16 protein-coding genes, 1 tRNA gene, 2 rRNA genes and 1 pseudogene are annotated in these 21,142 nt (G+C 37.0%); 9 read left to right on the forward strand and 11 right to left on the reverse strand.

The features are described from left to right. Nucleotides 1-46 precede the first annotated feature (46 nt). The 3 genes from VSF34_RS06515 to VSF34_RS06525 form a co-directional block, all read right to left on the reverse strand. A 23S ribosomal RNA gene (locus VSF34_RS06515) occupies nt 47-2,963 on the reverse strand. Nucleotides 2,964-3,147: 184 nt separating this feature from the next. Further along, nucleotides 3,148-3,220, reverse strand: a tRNA-Ala gene (locus tag VSF34_RS06520). Between the two features lie 71 nt (nt 3,221-3,291). Next, nucleotides 3,292-4,856: ribosomal RNA gene (locus VSF34_RS06525) — 16S ribosomal RNA — on the reverse strand. The 16S and 23S rRNA genes sit together here with 1 tRNA gene alongside, the layout of an rRNA operon. A 428-nt stretch (nt 4,857-5,284) precedes the next feature. Here VSF34_RS06525 and VSF34_RS06530 point away from each other — a divergent pair. Then, the gene (locus VSF34_RS06530; RefSeq protein ID WP_326716323.1) at nt 5,285-6,244 is read left to right on the forward strand and encodes an IS30 family transposase; all 960 of its coding nucleotides are present in this window, start codon (nt 5,285-5,287) and stop codon (nt 6,242-6,244) included. A gap of 10 nt (nt 6,245-6,254) precedes the next feature. On the opposite strand, the gene VSF34_RS06535 is transcribed toward VSF34_RS06530, so the two are convergent. The 5 genes from VSF34_RS06535 to VSF34_RS06555 all read right to left on the reverse strand — a co-directional run bounded on the left by VSF34_RS06535 (nt 6,255) and on the right by VSF34_RS06555 (nt 9,128). Beyond that, entirely contained in the window at nt 6,255-6,623 is a 369-nt protein-coding gene (locus tag VSF34_RS06535; RefSeq protein WP_326716542.1) for a hypothetical protein, read from the reverse strand. Nucleotides 6,624-6,705: 82 nt separating this feature from the next. Continuing rightward, on the reverse strand, nt 6,706-7,074 hold the full coding sequence (locus VSF34_RS06540) for a CvfD/Ygs/GSP13 family RNA-binding post-transcriptional regulator (RefSeq protein ID WP_326716543.1): 369 nt from the start codon (nt 7,072-7,074) through the stop codon (nt 6,706-6,708). Between the two features lie 111 nt (nt 7,075-7,185). Continuing rightward, the gene (locus VSF34_RS06545) at nt 7,186-7,770 is read right to left on the reverse strand and encodes a peptidylprolyl isomerase (RefSeq protein WP_326716544.1); all 585 of its coding nucleotides are present in this window, start codon (nt 7,768-7,770) and stop codon (nt 7,186-7,188) included. A 28-nt stretch (nt 7,771-7,798) separates the two neighbouring features. Further along, on the reverse strand, nt 7,799-8,434 hold the full coding sequence (gene udk / locus VSF34_RS06550) for a uridine kinase (RefSeq protein WP_326716545.1): 636 nt from the start codon (nt 8,432-8,434) through the stop codon (nt 7,799-7,801). A 151-nt stretch (nt 8,435-8,585) separates the two neighbouring features. Beyond that, on the reverse strand, nt 8,586-9,128 hold the full coding sequence (locus VSF34_RS06555; protein WP_326716546.1) for a recombinase family protein: 543 nt from the start codon (nt 9,126-9,128) through the stop codon (nt 8,586-8,588). Nucleotides 9,129-9,597: 469 nt separating this feature from the next. On the opposite strand from VSF34_RS06555, the gene VSF34_RS06560 reads away from it, so the two are divergent. From VSF34_RS06560 to VSF34_RS06595, 8 genes are all read left to right on the forward strand, one after another. Next, nucleotides 9,598-10,908, forward strand: coding sequence for a Sapep family Mn(2+)-dependent dipeptidase (locus VSF34_RS06560; protein ID WP_326716547.1), 1,311 nt, complete (start codon nt 9,598-9,600; stop codon nt 10,906-10,908). 20 nt (nt 10,909-10,928) lie between these two features. Then, complete coding sequence (locus tag VSF34_RS06565; RefSeq protein ID WP_326716548.1) at nt 10,929-11,639, forward strand: GntR family transcriptional regulator, LSA1692 subfamily; 711 nt, start codon at nt 10,929-10,931, stop codon at nt 11,637-11,639. A 193-nt stretch (nt 11,640-11,832) separates the two neighbouring features. Beyond that, nucleotides 11,833-12,786, forward strand: a complete 954-nt coding sequence (locus tag VSF34_RS06570; protein ID WP_326716549.1) for a glycosylasparaginase — start codon at nt 11,833-11,835, stop codon at nt 12,784-12,786. Between the two features lie 22 nt (nt 12,787-12,808). After that, the gene (locus VSF34_RS06575) at nt 12,809-13,135 is read left to right on the forward strand and encodes a PTS sugar transporter subunit IIB (protein WP_326716550.1); all 327 of its coding nucleotides are present in this window, start codon (nt 12,809-12,811) and stop codon (nt 13,133-13,135) included. Between the two features lie 20 nt (nt 13,136-13,155). Beyond that, complete coding sequence (locus VSF34_RS06580) at nt 13,156-14,493, forward strand: PTS sugar transporter subunit IIC (RefSeq protein WP_326716551.1); 1,338 nt, start codon at nt 13,156-13,158, stop codon at nt 14,491-14,493. Nucleotides 14,494-14,507: 14 nt separating this feature from the next. Further along, complete coding sequence (locus VSF34_RS06585) at nt 14,508-15,032, forward strand: GrdB-related putative oxidoreductase (protein ID WP_326716552.1); 525 nt, start codon at nt 14,508-14,510, stop codon at nt 15,030-15,032. A 49-nt stretch (nt 15,033-15,081) separates the two neighbouring features. Continuing rightward, on the forward strand, nt 15,082-16,131 hold the full coding sequence (locus tag VSF34_RS06590; protein ID WP_326716553.1) for a M42 family peptidase: 1,050 nt from the start codon (nt 15,082-15,084) through the stop codon (nt 16,129-16,131). Between the two features lie 17 nt (nt 16,132-16,148). Next, nucleotides 16,149-17,240 (forward strand): M42 family metallopeptidase, encoded by a 1,092-nt coding sequence (locus VSF34_RS06595; protein WP_326716554.1) that lies wholly within the window; start codon nt 16,149-16,151, stop codon nt 17,238-17,240. 324 nt (nt 17,241-17,564) lie between these two features. Here the strand turns inward: VSF34_RS06595 and VSF34_RS06600 are convergent, their stop codons facing one another. The 3 genes and pseudogenes from VSF34_RS06600 to glmM all read right to left on the reverse strand — a co-directional run bounded on the left by VSF34_RS06600 (nt 17,565) and on the right by glmM (nt 21,097). Then, entirely contained in the window at nt 17,565-18,806 is a 1,242-nt protein-coding gene (locus tag VSF34_RS06600) for an IS256 family transposase (protein ID WP_227258472.1), read from the reverse strand. A gap of 147 nt (nt 18,807-18,953) precedes the next feature. Then, nucleotides 18,954-19,543 (reverse strand): annotated as a pseudogene (locus VSF34_RS06605) (IS30 family transposase); the annotation flags it as partial. Between the two features lie 192 nt (nt 19,544-19,735). Then, on the reverse strand, nt 19,736-21,097 hold the full coding sequence (glmM, locus tag VSF34_RS06610; RefSeq protein WP_326716555.1) for a phosphoglucosamine mutase: 1,362 nt from the start codon (nt 21,095-21,097) through the stop codon (nt 19,736-19,738). Between the last annotated feature and the right edge of the window lie 45 nt (nt 21,098-21,142).

Below are 21,142 nucleotides of genomic sequence, written 5' to 3' on the forward strand. Positions count from 1 at the left end.
AAAACTGGATTTGAAATTAGACAACATATAATCGTCCACCGCTTATGTGGTTAAGTCCTCGACCGATTAGTACTAGTCCGCTCCATGCATCACTGCACTTCCACTTCTAGCCTATCTACCTGATAATCTTTCAGGGGTCTTACTTCCTTAAAGGAATGGGAAATCTAATCTTGAGGGGGGCTTCACGCTTAGATGCTTTCAGCGTTTATCCCGTCCATACATAGCTACCCAGCAATGCCCTTGGCAGAACAACTGGTACACCAGAGGTATGTCCATCCCGGTCCTCTCGTACTAAGGACAGCTCCTCTCAAATTTCCAACGCCCGCGACGGATAGGGACCGAACTGTCTCACGACGTTCTGAACCCAGCTCGCGTGCCGCTTTAATGGGCGAACAGCCCAACCCTTGGGACCGACTACAGCCCCAGGATGCGACGAGCCGACATCGAGGTGCCAAACCTCCCCGTCGATGTGAACTCTTGGGGGAGATAAGCCTGTTATCCCCAGGGTAGCTTTTATCCGTTGAGCGATGGCCCTTCCATGCGGAACCACCGGATCACTAAGCCCGACTTTCGTCCCTGCTCGAATTGTAACTCTCGCAGTCAAGCTCCCTTTTGCCTTTACACTCTACGAATGATTTCCAACCATTCTGAGGGAACCTTTGGGCGCCTCCGTTACTTTTTAGGAGGCGACCGCCCCAGTCAAACTGTCCATCTGACACTGTCTCCCATCACGATCAGTGATGCGGGTTAGAATGGTCATAACACAAGGGTAGTATCCCACCAGCGCCTCTCTCGAAACTAGCGTCCCGAGTTCTACGGCTCCTACCTATCCTGTACATGTGTCACAAACATTCAATATCAAACTACAGTAAAGCTCCATGGGGTCTTTCCGTCCTGTCGCGGGTAACCTGCATCTTCACAGGTACTAAAATTTCACCGAGTCTCTCGTTGAGACAGTGCCCAAATCGTTACGCCTTTCGTGCGGGTCGGAACTTACCCGACAAGGAATTTCGCTACCTTAGGACCGTTATAGTTACGGCCGCCGTTTACTGGGGCTTCAATTCTTAGCTTCGCAAATAAATGCTAACCAATCCTCTTAACCTTCCAGCACCGGGCAGGCGTCAGCCCCTATACGTCATCTTTCGATTTTGCAGAGACCTGTGTTTTTGATAAACAGTCGCTTGGGCCTATTCACTGCGGCTGAACTTGCGTTCAGCACCCCTTCTCCCGAAGTTACGGGGTCATTTTGCCGAGTTCCTTAACGAGAGTTCTCTCGCTCACCTTAGGATTCTCTCCTCGACTACCTGTGTCGGTTTGCGGTACGGGTCGTTTGCTTCTAACTAGAAGATTTTCTTGGCAGTGTGATATTAGAACTTCGGTACTTTATTTCCCTACACATCACAACTCATCCTTAAAGGAGTAAGCATTTGACTCACTCCAAGACTTGTTGCTTGTACGCACATATCCAACAGTGCGCTTCTGTAACCTCCTGCGTCCCTCCATTGTTCAAACAAAACAAACGAGTACAGGAATCTCAACCTGTTGTCCATCGCCTACGCCTTTCGGCCTCGGCTTAGGTCCCGACTAACCCTGGGAGGACGAGCCTTCCCCAGGAAACCTTAGTCATTCGGTGGACAGGATTCTCACCTGTCTTTCGCTACTCATACCGGCATTCTCACTTCTAAGCGCTCCACCAGTCCTCACGATCTGACTTCTGCGCACTTAGAACGCTCTCCTACCATAGAACCAAAAGGTTCTATCCACAGCTTCGGTAATATGTTTAGCCCCGGTACATTTTCGGCGCAAGGGCACTCGACTAGTGAGCTATTACGCACTCTTTAAATGGTGGCTGCTTCTAAGCCAACATCCTAGTTGTTTGTGCACCCTCACATCCTTTTCCACTTAACATATATTTGGGGACCTTAGCTGGTGGTCTGGGCTGTTTCCCTTTCGACAATGGATCTTATCACTCACTGTCTGACTCCCGGACATAAATGAATGGCATTCGGAGTTTATCTGAATTCGGTAACCCAAGACGGGCCCCTAGTCCAAACAGTGCTCTACCTCCATCATTCTTAATTCCGAGGCTAGCCCTAAAGCTATTTCGGAGAGAACCAGCTATCTCCAAGTTCGATTGGAATTTCTCCGCTACCCACACCTCATCCCCGCACTTTTCAACGTACGTGGGTTCGGTCCTCCAGTGCGTTTTACCACACCTTCAACCTGGACATGGGTAGGTCACATGGTTTCGGGTCTACGACAACATACTCATTCGCCCTATTCAGACTCGCTTTCGCTACGGCTCCACTTCTTCAGTTTAACCTCGCATGCTATCGTAACTCGCCGGTTCATTCTGCAAAAGGCACGCCATCACCCATTAACGGGCTTTGACTTCTTGTAGGCACACGGTTTCAGGTTCTATTTCACTCCCCTTCCGGGGTGCTTTTCACCTTTCCCTCACGGTACTGGTTCACTATCGGTCACTAGAGAGTATTTAGCCTTGGGAGATGGTCCTCCCGGATTCCGACGGAATTTCTCGTGTTCCGCCGTACTCAGGATACTCATAGGTGCATTGAAAGTTTCGCCTACGGGGCTTTTACCCTCTTCGGCTGACCTTTCCAGGTCACTTCGACTACTTTCAACAACTACCATGTTTGAGTCCTACAACCCCAACAAGCAAGCTTGTTGGTTTGGGCTTCTTCCGTTTCGCTCGCCGCTACTAAGGAAATCGATTTTTCTTTCTCTTCCTGCAGGTACTTAGATGTTTCAGTTCTCTGCGTCTACCTTCCAGTGGCTATGTATTCACCACTGGATAACATCCTACAAAAGATGCTGGGTTCCCCCATTCGGAAATCTCCGGATCATAGCTTACTTACAGCTCCCCGAAGCGTATCGGCGTTAGTCCCGTCCTTCATCGGCTTCTAGTGCCAAGGCATCCACCGTGCGCCCTTATTCACTTAACCTTTTCTAACCTTACGGTTAGCTACTAATTTTTCGTTAACCAATAATTAGCGATAATTATTGACTAACACATTTCACAGCTCTTTATTAAGAAACTGATCAACGCGGTGTTCTCGGTTTATATTGATATCTAACTTCAATTATCCAGTTTTCAATGAACAAATATTGATGAATTATTTCATCAAATGGAGCCTAGCGGGATCGAACCGCTGACCTCCTGCGTGCAAGGCAGGCGCTCTCCCAGCTGAGCTAAGGCCCCTAATTTTGAGAATAAATCTCTCAAAACTGAACAAAGATAAGACGTAATGTGTTTTCCGTAATATTCCTTAGAAAGGAGGTGATCCAGCCGCACCTTCCGATACGGCTACCTTGTTACGACTTCACCCCAATCATCTGTCCCACCTTAGGCGGCTGGCTCCATAAAGGTTACCTCACCGACTTTGGGTGTTACAAACTCTCGTGGTGTGACGGGCGGTGTGTACAAGGCCCGGGAACGTATTCACCGTGGCATGCTGATCCACGATTACTAGCGATTCCGGCTTCATGTAGGCGAGTTGCAGCCTACAATCCGAACTGAGAACAGCTTTAAGAGATTAGCTAAACCTCGCGGTCTTGCGACTCATTGTACTGTCCATTGTAGCACGTGTGTAGCCCAGGTCATAAGGGGCATGATGATTTGACGTCATCCCCACCTTCCTCCGGTTTGTCACCGGCAGTCTTGCTAGAGTGCCCAACTTAATGATGGCAACTAACAATAAGGGTTGCGCTCGTTGCGGGACTTAACCCAACATCTCACGACACGAGCTGACGACAACCATGCACCACCTGTCACTTTGTCCCCGAAGGGAAAGCTCTATCTCTAGAGTGGTCAAAGGATGTCAAGACCTGGTAAGGTTCTTCGCGTTGCTTCGAATTAAACCACATGCTCCACCGCTTGTGCGGGCCCCCGTCAATTCCTTTGAGTTTCAGCCTTGCGGCCGTACTCCCCAGGCGGAGTGCTTAATGCGTTAACTACAGCACTGAAGGGCGGAAACCCTCCAACACTTAGCACTCATCGTTTACGGCGTGGACTACCAGGGTATCTAATCCTGTTTGCTCCCCACGCTTTCGAGCCTCAGCGTCAGTTACAGACCAGAGAGTCGCCTTCGCCACTGGTGTTCCTCCATATATCTACGCATTTCACCGCTACACATGGAATTCCACTCTCCTCTTCTGCACTCAAGTCTTCCAGTTTCCAATGACCTTCCTCGGTTGAGCCGAGAGCTTTCACATCAGACTTAAAAGACCGCCTGCGCTCGCTTTACGCCCAATAAATCCGGACAACGCTTGCCACCTACGTATTACCGCGGCTGCTGGCACGTAGTTAGCCGTGGCTTTCTGGTTAGATACCGTCAAGGTGATAGCAGTTACTCTATCACTTGTTCTTCTCTAACAACAGAGTTTTACGATCCGAAAACCTTCTTCACTCACGCGGCGTTGCTCGGTCAGACTTTCGTCCATTGCCGAAGATTCCCTACTGCTGCCTCCCGTAGGAGTCTGGGCCGTGTCTCAGTCCCAGTGTGGCCGATCACCCTCTCAGGTCGGCTATGCATCATGGTCTTGGTAGGCCATTACCCCACCAACTAACTAATGCACCGCGGGCCCAACCATCAGTGACACTTAAAAGCGTCTTTCATCTTCTCTCCATGTGAAGAAAAGAATTATGCGGTATTAGCACCTGTTTCCAAGTGTTATCCCCCTCTGATGGGCAGGTTGCCCACGTGTTACTCACCCGTCCGCCACTCACTTCTCTTCCCGGTGGAGCAAGCTCCGGTGGGAAGAGAAGTTCGTTCGACTTGCATGTATTAGGCACGCCGCCAGCGTTCGTCCTGAGCCAGGATCAAACTCTCAATAAAAGTTGATTAACATCCTAAGATGTTTAGCTCATTTGTTTTAAAAATTGCTAGCGAATTTATTCACTAAATATGGTTTGTTTTTACTAATAAAAACACCCTACACATTTGGTTCGTCTTACTTTGTTCAGTTTTCAAAGATCTAATCTTGTTGCATCAGCAACTTTTATATAATACCAAGTTTGAGATTATTTGTCAATAGTTTTTTATGATTTTAAAAAACTTTTTTATAACCGCTCACCTTGTTACTTGGAACAAAAAATATAATAACAAAAAAAAAAGAAGAAGTCAACATTTTAAAAAAATATCGACTTTCTATTTAATTTCGCCGATTGTAAAATTAAACTAGACAAATAAAAAAATCATTTGTGATACACTCAAATTGTCCAAATTGTATTTCCGACGAAAGAAAACAAGGAGAGTGATCACAAATGACCTATATACATCTTACTACAGACGAGCTTGTTTTAATAGAATCTTATTATCACCAAGCTAAAAAAGTTAAACATGTTGCTGATACTTTAAAAAGATCAAGACAAACTATTTATAATGTTTACAACGCTTTAAATGAGGGATTATCTATTCTAGATTACTATCAAAGATACAAAAAAAATAAAAAGAAATGTGGAAGGCGTCCTATTTCTTTACCTGATAATGAAACAAAATATATTCAAAACAAAGTGGCTCAAGGATGGACTCCTGACGTGATTATCGGTCGTGCTGAGATTTCTATTTCTTGTTCTGTTCGGACACTTTATAGATTGTTCTCGCGTGAATCTTTTGATTCCACAACTTTACCAATGAAAGGTAAAAGAAAACCTAATGGGCATAAAGAAAAACGAGGTAAACAAGCATTTAAACGAACCATTCATCAGAGAGACGCTGAGCATAACGAGTTTCAAAGTGAATTTGGTCACCTAGAAGGTGACACTATTGTTGGGAAAAATCATAAAAGTGCTGTTATTACATTAGTTGAAAGGTTATCAAAAGTTATTATTACCTTAAAGCCAACAGGGAGACACGCTATAGATATTGAGAATAGCTTAAATGAATGGTTAAAAAAATGCCCTAATCACTTGTTTAAATCTATCACATTTGATTGTGGCAAAGAATTTTCTAACTGGAAATCTATCAGTAACTTAAATGATATTGATATCTACTTTGCTGACCCTGGTACACCTTCACAACGAGGTTTAAATGAAAATTCTAATGGGCTATTGCGTAAGGATGGATTGCCTAAGAAAATGGATTTCAACGAAGTTGATGAATCTTTCATTCAATCTGTTGCATCCAAAAGAAATAATATTCCTAGAAAATCATTAAACTATAAAACACCATTAGAAGTATTTTTGAGCTATGTAGACAATGACATTTTGTCTAGCTTAATTTGACAAATGAAATTTAATAAAAATACGGCACGCCACTAACATTAAATTTTTGCAAAACTTCTCTTAAAATTGAAGGTGTCTCCCATAAAAAGACGTTATCTTCCATATCATGTAACAATTTGGTTTCATCCATACTGAATACGTAAAACGGGACTTTTTCTTCATGAATATTAATATTCGTTAATTCAACAAGGTCCATATGACTAGAATCCAATCCAACAACATCGTTTAACTCATCTAAAATACAAGCAAGGCTAGTAACATTTGAATTTCCAGATACATTAATAAAAGCAACGTCTTTGTTTTCTTTCTTTACTAAAAATTTTTTATGACCATTTTCTTGATTAAGAATAACCGTACCAGCAACTTTGGATTGTTCCAAATGAAAACACCTCTTCATTAATTTTTTTAGATTGACTATATTATATTTATCGTTCTAACTTTACCACACTTTCAGAAAAAAATCAGTCTTTTTCCAATAAATCGTCTAAAAATTCATTCACCCAACCATCTAACTTTTCATCAATCGAAGTAAAGCCAATTGTTTTATATCTATTAGTAAAATACTTTTTCTTTTTATATACAACAGGAACTGCTTCCTGAAAAACTCGTAGTGATAAACTGATTTTTTTAGTGTATTCATCAATATCTATAATTTGAACAGTGACCTTATCTCCAATTTCTAGTTCTTCATTAATATTTTTGATAAAACCATGCTTGACTTCAGACACATGAATAAGACCTTGTTGTTCATCTCCAAGAGATACAAATGCACCATATGGCTGAATTCCTGTTATCTCACCTTCTAATACCATCCCTATTTTAAATTCCATTTTTCTACCTTCTTTTTCTATCTATATATTCAATAGATATTTTAACATAAAAAAAGAAGATAGAAAGCATTTCGTTGATGAAAGCTACTATCTTCTTAAATTTATTAATTTTTAAGCATCAATGATGATTTCATCAATCACAACATCGTGAACTGGACGGTCTTGGCGGTCGCTTTTCACTTTAGAAATCTCATCTACAACATCCATGCCTTCAACTACATGTCCAAAAACAGTATGTTTGAAATCTAACCAAGGTGTTCCACCTGATTTGTATGCTTCCATAATTTCCTCTGGGTAGCCAGCACCTTCTAATTGTCCCAACATATTAGCCGGTACATTTTCATTTTGAACAATGAAAAATTGACTCCCGTTAGTGTTAGGTCCTGCATTAGCCATTGATAATGCGCCTCTTAAGTTAAATAACTGATTAGAGAACTCATCTTCAAACTTATCACCATAAATGCTCTCTCCACCCATACCTGTTCCAGTAGGATCTCCACCTTGAATCATGAAATCAGAGATAACACGGTGAAAAATTACACCATTATAGTAGCCTTTGTTACTTAATTCAACAAAGTTTTTAACGGTCTTAGGTGCTTGTTCTGGGAATAAAACAATTTTAATATCCCCTCTATTTGTTTTAATTGTTCCTGTTGTTGCTTGCTCTTTGGCAACAAGTTGTGGGTATTTTGACATAATGTAATTCCTCCAATAATATATTGTACTACTTATCTTCTAGAATACTACGAACTTTGGTTGTAAGCAAATCTATTGCCACTTGATTTTTACCACCCTCAGGTACAATGATATCTGCATATTTCTTAGTAGGCTCGATAAACTGTTGATGCATTGGTTTTACAACATCTAAATACTGATTGATAATTGAATCTAAAGAGCGACCCCTATCTTCCATATCTCGTTCAATACGTCTAATGATGCGAATATCATCTTCTGTATCAACATATACTTTAATATCCATCAACTCACGTAAACGCTCATCTTCTAAAATTAAGATACCTTCAACAATGATAACTTCTTTAGGTTCCTGAAAAATAACTTCTTGACTTCTTGTATGTGCCTCATAATCATAAACAGGCTTTTCGATTGGTTCAAAGTTCATTAACATTTTTAATTGTTCAATTAACAAATCTGTATCAAAAGCAAACGGATGATCATAATTAGTATCTAGTCTTTCCTCAAATGACAGATGGCTTTGATCCTTATAATAAGAATCTTGTTCAAATAGTAAAATAGAGTGGTTTGGCAAAGCTTCTAAAATAGCACGACTAACACTGGTCTTACCACTTCCAGATCCACCCGTGACACCAATTACAATAGGCTGTTCTTTCTTCGTTATCATTAGATTTCCTCGCTTATCTTTTTTTCCTTCTTTGATATCCTACTCTATAAGCGGTTTTATTTCAATATAACTAAGTTTTTTTTATTAAGTATTTCCTCATTTTTAATAACTCTATTCCAAATACTTATTGTTTCATTTAAAGAATAATCATTTAGCCTTCTTGAACGTATTTATATGCTGTTCCTAAAGAAATATTACACTCTTCTGCAATCTCTCTTAAAGTGTAGCGATTGTTGTTGTATAAGTAACGAATTTGCTCAATTGTTTCATTTGATATTTTTGGACGTCCACCAACTCGGCCGTTTTTTCTAGCTTTTTGAAGCCCTCTAGTTGTTCTATCACGAATAATTTCTTTTTCCATATCAGCAACTTTTAAAAGCATTTGAATATAAGCTTCATCGCTAACCTCTTTAGCTCCTATACCTTTATCTAGAATCACTAAATTGATTCCTTTTGTACTTAAATAATTTAAAAAGTCAGATAGTTGGATAACAGACTTGCCAATACAACTTAAATCATAAAAAATAACTTGGTCTCCAGCTGATAGATTATTAATAAAGCTAAGTAAGAAGGACTCGCTAGCATCACTTGTTCGTTCATATATGTCATCTAAATCTAAATCTCTAAAGGCTGTCTCTTGTACTTCCATAAATTCTTTATCTGATGTATTAAATAAAAATCCAATTTGTTTCATCTCAATTACCTCTTCTTCTTATTTTTATATGTTTTTTCTTTTACTTTGTTTTATGAACATACTATAACGTCTTTTGTTGAATTATACATTATCAATTTTTTCATAACCATGAGAAATTATTTCCTAGTGAATCACCATCTCCCCCAAAAAAATGTACAATTAAACAAAAAACGTAAAATATGATTAAATAACTAAGCTTTTTATGATATAACAATTAAAAAACGCACTAAGATGATTGTAAACAACCTTATTTTTCTCATGAAAAACTAATCATTTCTTTTGAATAATACGACGTTATTCTAAAAAAACACTATTATAATATATTTTTTTAAAACACTTAGATAACTAAATCATTTTAACATAGTTGTTTAATATGGGTTATTATATGTTTCAATTACTCACTTTATTTGGGTTTTACTTTCAAATAGTATATACTAAATAAAAAAACAACGAATAGGATGATTCTTTTATGAAAAGACAACATATTGTACAGGCACTAACTGCTATTGAGCCAGAGTTTTTTGATGGCTTAAAAGAAATTCTGAAAATTAATAGCGTCAAAAGTGAACCAAAAACACATGCACCGTTTGGTGAGGGCCCTAAAGAAGCTTTAGTTAAAACACTAGATATAGCTAATAAAATGGGCTTTAAAACAGCTATTATTAATGATGCTATGGGCTATGCACAATTGGGTGATGATAATGAAAATTATATTGGTGTTGTTGGTCACTTAGATGTTGTTCATGAAGGAGATGGTTGGTCTTACCCACCTTTTGATTTAACTTTAGACGATGGTACCTTTTACGGACGAGGTGTTTTAGATAACAAGGGACCCATTCTAGCCAACCTTTACGCTCTTTATGCTCTAAAAAAAATAAATTATCCTTTTACAAAAACTATTCGAATTATTTTTGGAACTGATGAAGAAAGCGGCTCTCTAGATATCCCCTTATACCTAGAAAAAGAAGCTCCTCCTATGTATGGTTATACACCGGACTGTAAATACCCTGCTGTTTATGGTGAACGTGGAGTTTTAGGAATTGATATCAAAACAACTATTACTGACAATTCCTTAGCAGCTATTACTGAACTAAGTGGTAATTTTGATCGTAGTGCCATTCCAGATTCAGCAACTATTATTTTACAAAATGGTGAAGAAATCAATGTAACAGGTAAACGCTCACCAAGCAACGCTCCAGATATGGGCTTAAATGCCATTACTCTTTTAGCCAAAGAAATAGTTGAACAAAATGTGTTAGCTGGTGAAGCATTACAGTATATGAGATGGTTGTCTGATGGCTTACATAACCAGCATAACGGGGCAGGATTAGGTATTGATTTTTCTGATGAAGCCTCTGGAGAATTATCACTATCACCCTATGATTTATCAATTAATGAAAATGAGATTTGTCTGTCAATTTCATCCAGATATCCAATTAGTGTTAAGGAAGATGATATAATAGCAGAAATAAAAAAACATTTACCAACACAATCAACCATTACTATTACTAGAAGTATGCCTTCTGTCTTATTTCCAGTGGATCATCCTATGATTGATACAATGACAACTGTTTATGAAGAAGTGACAGGCCTTGACGGTACACCTGTGACTACCACTGGTGCAACATATGCTCGCTCAATGCCTAACATCATGGCATTTGGGCCATCATTTCCTGGTCAAAAAGGTATTGCACATAACAAGGACGAATATATGGATAAAAAAGATTTAATTACTAACTTACATATCTACGGCCTACTTTTAGCTGATTTAGGTAAATAAAACATAAGGAGAGTATTCATTTGAGTAACACTGCTGTATTTGAAGACATCGCTAACGAAATTAAGCTATTAATCCATGATGGTACTTATAACATGAATCAAAAATTACCTTCAGAATATGATTTAGCTAAGCAATTTGATGTAAGCCGCCTCACTATCCGAAAAGCCATTGATTTACTCATTAAACAAAATATCGTCGTTAAACACCGAGGTAGAGGGACTTATCCGATGAATTATACCTCTAAAATTCAAAGTGGACGAGACGGACTAGTAAGTTTCACTGAAAGTGCTAAGTTGTACGGTAAGACATCTTCATCAAAAATTATTGTTTTTGATGAACAACCAAATGTGCCCAAAGAAGTTTTAAATAACCTTGATACTTCTGAAGAGGATATCATTCATCTTGCTAGATTGAGGTATTTTGATCATGATCCCATGACTGTTGAAGAGTTATATATCCCCAAAAAATATTTAACTTTTCAAAAGATTAATGAATTAGAACACTCTCTTTTTTCTATTATTGAAAAACAGGTAGACATTTCGTACTCTCATCAAGAAGTTGAAGCTACTTTAGTTGATGAAAAGCTTCATCATTTAATGGGGTTAGCCATAGGAAATCCTATTCTTTTAGTTAAAACATTGACATTTTCAGCAGCAGGTTTACCAATTCTTTTTGATAATTCCTATTATAGAGCTGATAAATATTCTTTTAAAAATACACTACATAGATAAGATAAGTTTTTCCTGATAAAAAAACAATTTTTGTCAGGAAATGCTTATTTTTTATAAATTCTAGTTTTAAAAACTAAATTTTTACGTATTTCTTTCTATTGACTATTTAGTAGAAATAGTCTAGACAAAATAGTATATACTATTATATAATACAGGTGAAAACGCTATAAAATAAATAAAGAAAGGTGAAATTATGTCATTTGGAAGTATTGCAACATGGAGAATGGCTCATGATGGTATTGTTGAGTCACTAAATTCTCTAGAAAAAGGTGGCACTGCTGGGGATGCTGTCGAATCAACAATTAAAGTTGTTGAAGCATATCCTTATTACAAATCAGTAGGTTATGGCGGTTTACCGAATATTGAAGGTATTTTACAAATGGATGCTGCCTTCATGTGTGGTGACACATTTAAGATTGGTGCTGTTGCTGGAATTGAAGATGTGATGCATCCTATCTCTGTAGCTCGTCAGTTAAGCCATGATAAGTTTAATAGTTTTTTAGTCGGAGAAGGTGCTACTAAATACGCTATGTTAAATGGATTTGAAAGACGTAATATGCTAACAGAACGTGCCAAAAAAATGTGGGAAAATCGTTTAGCTGAAATGGCTGAACACAACTTAAGTCCTTATGATGGTCATGACACAATTGGTGTTGTCAGTCTAGATTCCCATGGAAGTATGAGTGCAGGAACATCTAGTTCTGGTCTGTTCATGAAAAAACCAGGTCGCGTTGGAGATTCTCCTTTATCTGGGTCAGGATTTTATGTGGATAGTGACGTTGGTGGGGCTGCTGCAACTGGTCTTGGTGAGGATTTAATGAAAGGAATTCTTTCTTACGAAATTGTTCGTAAAATGGAAGAAGGATTATCACCTCAAGAAGCTTGTGACCAAACAGTTTATCCATTTCATGACAAATTAACAAAACGTTACGGAAAAGCTGGTGCATTCTCTTTAGTTGCTATGAATAACAAAGGTGAATGGGGCGTTGCTACAAACGTTGAGTTTACTTTCTCTGTTGGTAACGACTCAGAAGAAGCTGCTATTTTTATAGCAAACATGGGTGAAAATCATACAACTGTGATTGAACCAATCACTCAGGAATGGTTAGATGCTTATGAAAAAAGGATTAAAGCACCAATTAAATAATATTTATTAGGAGGAAATAACAATGAGTAAAAAGAAAATTTATTTATTTTGTAGTCAAGGTATGTCAACAAGTATGTTAGCTCAAAAAATGCAAAAGGTAGCAGATGAGAATAATATGCCAGTAGAAGTGGAAGCTTTCTCTCATGGCCTTCTTCAAGAAATTATTGATGAGAAACATCCAGACGTCATTCTTTTAGGACCACAAGTGAGATACCTTTATGACGAAACAGTCACTAAATTTGGCCATTACGGACAACCTATTGAAATGATTTCATCTGAGGATTATGGTGTTATGAATGGTGCTAAAGTACTAAAACAAGCTCTTGTAGCATTAAAAAATAATAAATAATAAAGGTTGGAGTTGAGTTAATGGATAAATTAGAAAAGTACCTAATGCCTATTGCGGATAAATTAGGTAAAAATAAAATATTGGTTGCAATTAGAGACGGTTTCCTAATTACGACACCTCTTGTTATTGTTGCTTCTATGTTCTTGCTTTTTGCAAACTTCCCTATTCCAAACTGGGCTGAATTTTGGAATGGTATTTTCGGTACTGGATGGGAAGCTTGGTTTACTAATGTTTCTCGTGCTGTATTTAATCTAATTGGATTGTTCACAGTATTCGGTACAAGTTATGCTTACGGTCGTGAACTTAAGGGTGATGCTATCCAAAGTTCTGCTATTGGTATTGTCTCGTTTATTATTTTAACACCAACACGTATTACTGTTGAAGGGCTACCTGATCCAATCGGTGCCATTGGTTTAGAATTTTTAGGATCTGACGGAATTTTCTTAGCTATTATCGTTTCTATTATTTCTGTTTGGATTTTTAACTGGGTTTACCGTAAGGGTTGGACAATTAAAATGCCTGACGGTGTACCACCAGCAGTTGTGAAATCTTTTGAAGCTTTAATTCCTAGTGCAGTTGTTATTACATTATTCTTCTTAGTAAGAATCTTTATTGGCTTTACTGCATTCGAAACAATGCATAATTTGATTTTTGAAATTCTTCAAACACCATTAAAGGGTGTTGGTAACACTCTAACAGCTCAATTAGTTTATGGTATTGCAAGTACTGTATTCTGGGTATTTGGTATCAATGGTCCAGCAGTAGCTAATGCTGTATTTGGGCCAGTGACTAAAGTATTAACTATGGAAAACTTAGATGCTTTCCAAAGTGGACAAACATTACCAAATATTTTTACAGACCCCTTCTCTAACTTCTTTACAAACTGGGGCGGTGGTGGTAGTACTTTATCACTAGTAATTGTAATGATTTTATTCTGTAAATCACAACGTATTAAACAATTAGGTAAATTATCTTTAGTACCTGGTATATTCGGAATTAATGAACCGATTATCTTTGGTTTGCCAATTATTTTAAATCCAATTATGGCAATTCCATTTATTATCGTGCCACAGGTAAACTTAATCTTATCAACATATGCAACTAAATTGGGAATTATACCTTATACAACTGGTGTCGCTCTACCATGGACAACTCCAATTGGATTTTCTGGATATCTATCGACTGGTAGTTTTGTCGCCTCAATTTGGCAATTTGCATTACTTGCTCTTGGTTGTGTAATTTATTATCCATTTATTAAAACATTAGATAAAAAATATTTACTTGATGAAGCACAAGCTGTTCAATCAATTGATGATGAAGATATCTCATTTGACGATATTTCATTTGATGACCTATAGGAGGTATACATGTTATGAAAGTTTTACTAATATTTGATCAAACTCAAGCAGGTCTTGGTGGAAAAGAAAAACCAATGTTACCTCTTGGAGGAAAAAACATGGGAATTGGTGCAGCTAATATGTTACAACCTTTCCTCGATAAACACGATGGTAAAGTAGTCGCAACTCTTTACTGTGGTGATGGTTTTTTTGAAGCAAATGAAGAAGATGTCACTAAAAAGATGGCAGGCATGGTTAAAAAAATTAATCCTGATGTTGTTATTGCAGGTCCTTCATATAACTATGAAGGCTATGCTAGTATGTGTGCTAAAGTTGGGACCTTTATCGAAGATAAAGTCAAAATCCCTGTTGTAACTGCTATGTCAGTTGAGTGTCAAACAACAATTGACACCTATAAAAATGATATCAGTATTGTTAAAATGCCTAAAAAAGGCGGAACTGGATTAACAGAGGCTTTATCAAACATTTGTGAATTAGCTTTTCTTAAATCAATCGATTCAAAAGAAGTCACTACTTTTGTTTCTGAACACTGTTATTAATACAAAGCCTCCTTATATAAGGAGGCTTTTACTTAAAGGAGAATAAACTATGATTGATATTAAACAAATACTAAACGAATTAACAGCTGTCCAAGCTATCTCAGGAGATGAAAAAAATTTAACACGTTTATTAAAAACTAAAATGACACCCTTGGTTGATGAGTTTGTTTATGACAACTTAGGTTCTATTTATGGGATTAAAAAATCTAACACTAGTAATGCTCCAAAAGTAATGTTAACGGGATTTTTAGATGAATCTGGTTTTGTTGTTAAAGAAATCAAAGATAATGGTTTAATTAAAGCATTAGTGATTGGAGATATCAAAGCTGATAATATTGTGGGCTCTAAAGTTTACATTCAAAAAGAAACTCAAGCTATTGATGGTATTATCTTACATTCACCTTTTGAAAAATTAAAAGGTGAGGTTATAATTGATTTTGGTTTTAGTTCAAAAGATGAAGCCATATCTTTTGATGTTGATTATGGGGATAGTATTAGTTTCTGTGTTACGGGCTACACTTCAATCAACCAAAAACAATTTTTTGGAAAAGCTATAAGACGTTCTTATGGTAGCCTTCAGTTGTTAAATGTTTTATCAGAATTAAAAGATACAGATTTACCTTTTGATCTATACGTTGGGGGAACTGTTTTAAATCAAGTCGGTAACCGGGGTGCACAAACTGCTACAAATTTAGTTAAACCAGACTTAGCCATTACTTTTGATGTCTTACCTGCTTCTAAAAAAGTTTCTGATTCGTCAGAAGTCCAAGGTAAATTGGGTGAAGGTGCTCTTATTACTTACTATGATCGTAGTATTTTACCGAATAGAAGTTTAACAAAACTTATGACGTCTACTTGTCATGAAAAAGGAATTAACACACAGCCATATTTCTCTATGCAATCAAGTGATGCTGGGTGGATTCATAAATTACGTATTGGAACACCAACCCTTTTAATTAATGTAGCTGGTACTAATTTAGACTATTCTCTAAATGGGGTTCACATAAAAGACATTGAAGATGCTCTAAATGCCACAGTAAGTATTATAGAAAAATTAACAACAATGGATATACATTCATTTAAAGAAGAAAATAGATAATTAAGGAGTTGATTTTGATGGAAAAAGCATATGGAGATATTGATTTGACCCTTTTATCTCGCTTGAGTGATGTCCATGCCATTGGTGGTTGTGAAAAATATGTTAGTCGAATTGTCAAAGATTATATGACAGAATTTTGTGATGATATTTCTTATGACAACTCTGGTTCACTTATTTGCTTAAAAAAAGGTAAAGAAGATGGTCCTAAAATTATGATTTCTTCTCATATGGATGAGGTTGGTTTTATAGTACGACATATTGATGAGCAGGGTTTTATCTTTTTAATGCCCATTGGTGGTTGGTGGGGTCATGTAATGCCTTCACAAAAAATGGTAATAACAACAAGTACTGATGAACAAATTATTGGTATTATAGGATCAAGGGCACCTCATGGAATGAATGAAAAAGATCGTAATACTGTTATCAACCCTCTAGATTTATACTTAGATTTAGGGGTCTCGAATGATCTTGAAGTCAGTGAATTAGGCATTGAGATTGGGGATATGGTAACTCCAGCTACTGAATTCTTTGTTATGAATAATCCAAATTATTTATGTGGAAAAGCGTGGGATGATCGGATTTGTGTTGGTGTTTTAATTGAGGTGGCTAGAGCATTAAAAGAAACACATACAGATGCTAATGTATACTTTGTTGCCTCTACACAAGAAGAAGTTGGTATTCGGGGTGCTAGAACTGCAACTCACACAATTAAACCCGATATTGCGATTGCACTAGATGTTACAACGAGTTTAGATACTCCTTTAGACAAGGGAAATGTTGCTTTAGGAAATGGTGTCATCTTGTCATTTTTAGACTCTTTAACGATGGCACATAAAGGTTTATATGATGTTATGAAAACAGTCGCTGTAGATAATAAACTAGATGTGAACTATGACTTTATGGTAGATGGTGGAACCGATGCATGTAATATTCATAAAGCAATGGAAGGCGTCCCAACAATGACACTCTCTATCCCAACTCGCTACATGCACTCTCCTACTCTTCTAATCCATAGAAAAGATTATAGTCAAACAATTACTTTACTGAGCGAATTTTGTTCCAAGTTAGATAATGAAATGTTGATTGGTATTAAGGAAAGTATTATTTAAAATAGTATAACTAACATTTTTTATTCTTAAAAAGAGGAGACTGTGACATAAGTAATCATAGTTCTTAAATAAAAGAGTCGGAATTCATAAATCCTGGGTTTGTCAAGTTAAGTGTGTAAATTCCTTAAAAATAAAAATAGAAAGGGTTTGTCAAGTTAAGTGTGTAAATTCCTTAAAAATAAAAATAGAAACTCAATTTGACAATGAGTCGTCCTGTGATAATCTCTAGGAATAAGAGGGTATTTTTAATAAACCTCTTGTCCCGATAAAAAATCGCAGGACGAGAGACTCGTTGTCAAATTTTATATGTCTCACTTATTTTGATTAGTAACGATTATATTTTTCGACACGTTTTGAAAAAGAGTCGTTGACCGTTAATTGGTTAAGCACCATAGCCCAATTATGAACATGCCCACCTTCCCATTTACTTTGAAGTTCTTTCACTCGAAGATATAATAGCTTAAGAAGGGCATTCTCATTAGGGAAAGCTCCTTTTTTAGTTACCTTGCGGAAACTAGAGTGAACACTTTCTACAGCATTTGTCGTGTACATTATTTTTCGAATAGCTGAGCCGTAATCAAATAATTGTTCGACATGGTGGAAATTTCTTTTCCAAACATCAATAGCTCCAGGATAGACTGCCCACTTTGTTTGAAAGGTATCAAAAGCTGTTTGAGCCGCTTTTAAAGAGGAGGCACTGTAAAAAGACTTCATATCCTTACAAACCTCTTTATAACTTTTACTTGGCACATAACGAAGGGCATTTCTAACTAAATGGACCAGACAACGTTGAACGACAACACCTGGGAAAATAGCTTTGGCTCCATTTTCAAGCCCTGATACACCATCCATTGAAATAAACAAAATATCTTCAACGCCACGCTCTTTAATCTCATCAAAAATCTGCATCCATCTATTTTTCGATTCTGTTTGATTTAGCCAAAGACCTAGAATTTCTTTATTTCCTTTTAAATCATAACCAAGAATTGTATACACCGCACATTCTTTCACTTCATAATTTTCTCTTAGAGTGACATACATACAATCGACAAACAAGAAGGCATAGCATTTGGCCAGAGGTCTGATTTGCCATTCCTCAAGTTCTGGTAATATTTGATCTGTGATATCCGACACCATATCATGAGAAATAGTAAAACCATAAATATCTTCAATTGTCGAGGCAATATCTCGTTGACTCATGCCTTTGGCATACATAGAAAGAACTTTTCCTTCAATACTTGAAACGTCTCTGCTTCTTTTAGGAATAATTTCTGGCTCAAAAGAAGCGTCTCTATCTCTAGGAACCTGAATGTCTAATTCACCAAAACTTGTTTTTAATTTTTTATTTCCATATCCATTCCGTCTGTTTTGAGTTTCTTTTTCTTGTCTTGACTGATTCTCATAACCTAAATGATTATCTAATTCTCCACGAAGCATTGCTTCAAACATCGGTCCAAAAACATCTTTTAGGGCTTCTTGCATGTCTTCAACCGATTCTGGTTGATAGGCATCAATAATTGATTGAGCTAACTTCGCTGATTTTTGATCTTTTTTCTTTTTTGTCATGACTTACCACTCCTTTAATCTATTGTAAAAAAAGAAAAACCGCGAAGCAACCCACTACCTAGGATGGTAGGTTACTTACACGGTTTATATTACACTCTCTAAAAAAATGGAATGGATTTTCCATTTACACATAATTCTTGACGCAACCTGTCTCCCTGTTGGCTTTAAGGTAATAATAACTTTTGATAACCTTTCAACTAATGTAATAACAGCACTTTTATGATTTTTCCCAACAATAGTGTCACCTTCTAGGTGACCAAATTCACTTTGAAACTCGTTATGCTCAGCGTCTCTCTGATGAATGGTTCGTTTAAATGCTTGTTTACCTCGTTTTTCTTTATGCCCATTAGGTTTTCTTTTACCTTTCATTGGTAAAGTTGTGGAATCAAAAGATTCACGCGAGAACAATCTATAAAGTGTCCGAACAGAACAAGAAATAGAAATCTCAGCACGACCGATAATCACGTCAGGAGTCCATCCTTGAGCCACTTTGTTTTGAATATATTTTGTTTCATTATCAGGTAAAGAAATAGGACGCCTTCCACATTTCTTTTTATTTTTTTGTATCTTTGATAGTAATCTAGAATAGATAATCCCTCATTTAAAGCGTTGTAAACATTATAAATAGTTTGTCTTGATCTTTTTAAAGTATCAGCAACATGTTTAACTTTTTTAGCTTGGTGATAATAAGATTCTATTAAAACAAGCTCGTCTGTAGTAAGATGTATATAGGTCATTTGTGATCACTCTCCTTGTTTTCTTTCGTCGGAAATACAATTTGGACAATTTGAGTGTATCACAAATGATTTTTTTATTTGTCTAGCTTAATTTTACAATCGGCGATTTAACAAAAATAGTTCGTGTTTTAATCAATTCACAAAAAAAGAGCCAGGTTTTAAGCCTGACTCTACTTTATAGAACACTTATTATTAAATACCAATCTCTTCAATAACTACGTTGCTAATTTTATCAACATAATAATCAACTTTTTCTTTTGTTGGTGCCTCTGCCATAACACGTAGCAACGGTTCTGTCCCTGATGCACGAACTAATACACGCCCGTCACCATTCATCTCTAATTCGACTTCTTCAATCACTGATTTAATAGCAGGTACTTCAGTCGCACCGTACTTATCAGAAACGCGAATATTAACTAATCTTTGTGGATATTCTTCAATCTCTGACACAAGTTCCGACAAAGTTTTCCCTGTTTCTTTCATAACTTGCATTAATTGAATACCAGATAACAAACCATCACCTGTTGTATTGTAATCAAGGAAAACAATATGTCCAGACTGCTCGCCACCTAAATTATAATCATGTTTTCGCATCTCTTCCACCACATAGCGGTCTCCAACTTGGGTTGTGATAGCTTTTAAGCCTGCTTCATTAATCGCTTTATGAAACCCTAAATTACTCATCACTGTCGCAACAACAGTATTTTTATTTAACTCACCTTTAGAAGCTAAGTATTTACCACAAATGTAAATAATTTTATCTCCATCAACAATTTGGCCCTTTTCATCAACTGCAATCACACGGTCACCATCGCCGTCAAAAGCTAACCCTAAATCAGCTTGTTTTTCCACTACAAATTCAGCCAATGCTTCTGGATGAGTAGAACCAACGCCAGCATTAATATTTAAGCCATCAGGTCTAACACCCATTGTGTAAAACTCAGTACCTAAATCAGCAAATAATTGGTTAACAAGTGGTACAGTTGCCCCATTTGCTCCGTCTAAACAAACTGTTAAACCAGCTAATTTATCTTCTGTTTTAACTGATTTTTTTAGAAATTCAATGTATTTTTGTGACCCTTCTTTATAGACATCTAAAGTCCCTAATCCATCTGTAGAAGGACGAGGTAGAGTGTCTTCCTTAGCATCTAGTAATAGTTCAATTTCTTCTTCCTCATCATCAGCTAACTTAAATCCATCAGGTCCGAAGAACTTAATACCATTATCCTCAGCTGGATTGTGAGAAGCTGAAATCATCACACCTGCTGCTGCTTTTTGTGTTCTAGTTAAATAAGCGACTCCTGGTGTTGAGATGACACCTAGTTGTAAGACTTCAATTCCTACAGACAAAAGACCTGCAACAAGAGCCTGTTCTAATAATTGCCCAGAAATTCTAGTATCTCTACCAACTAAAACTTGAGGTTTTTCATCCCCCAATCGGCTATGTTCACATAATACAAACCCACCACAACGACCAATTTCAAACGCTAATTCTGGTGTTAATTCTTTATTAGCAACACCTCTAACACCATCTGTTCCAAAATATTTACCCATTATTAAAAATCTCCTCACATTTTCTCATCTTCATTTTTATAGTTG

Origin of the sequence: Vagococcus jeotgali (assembly GCF_035918315.1) — a bacterium.
GTDB lineage: Bacteria > Bacillota > Bacilli > Lactobacillales > Vagococcaceae > Vagococcus > Vagococcus jeotgali.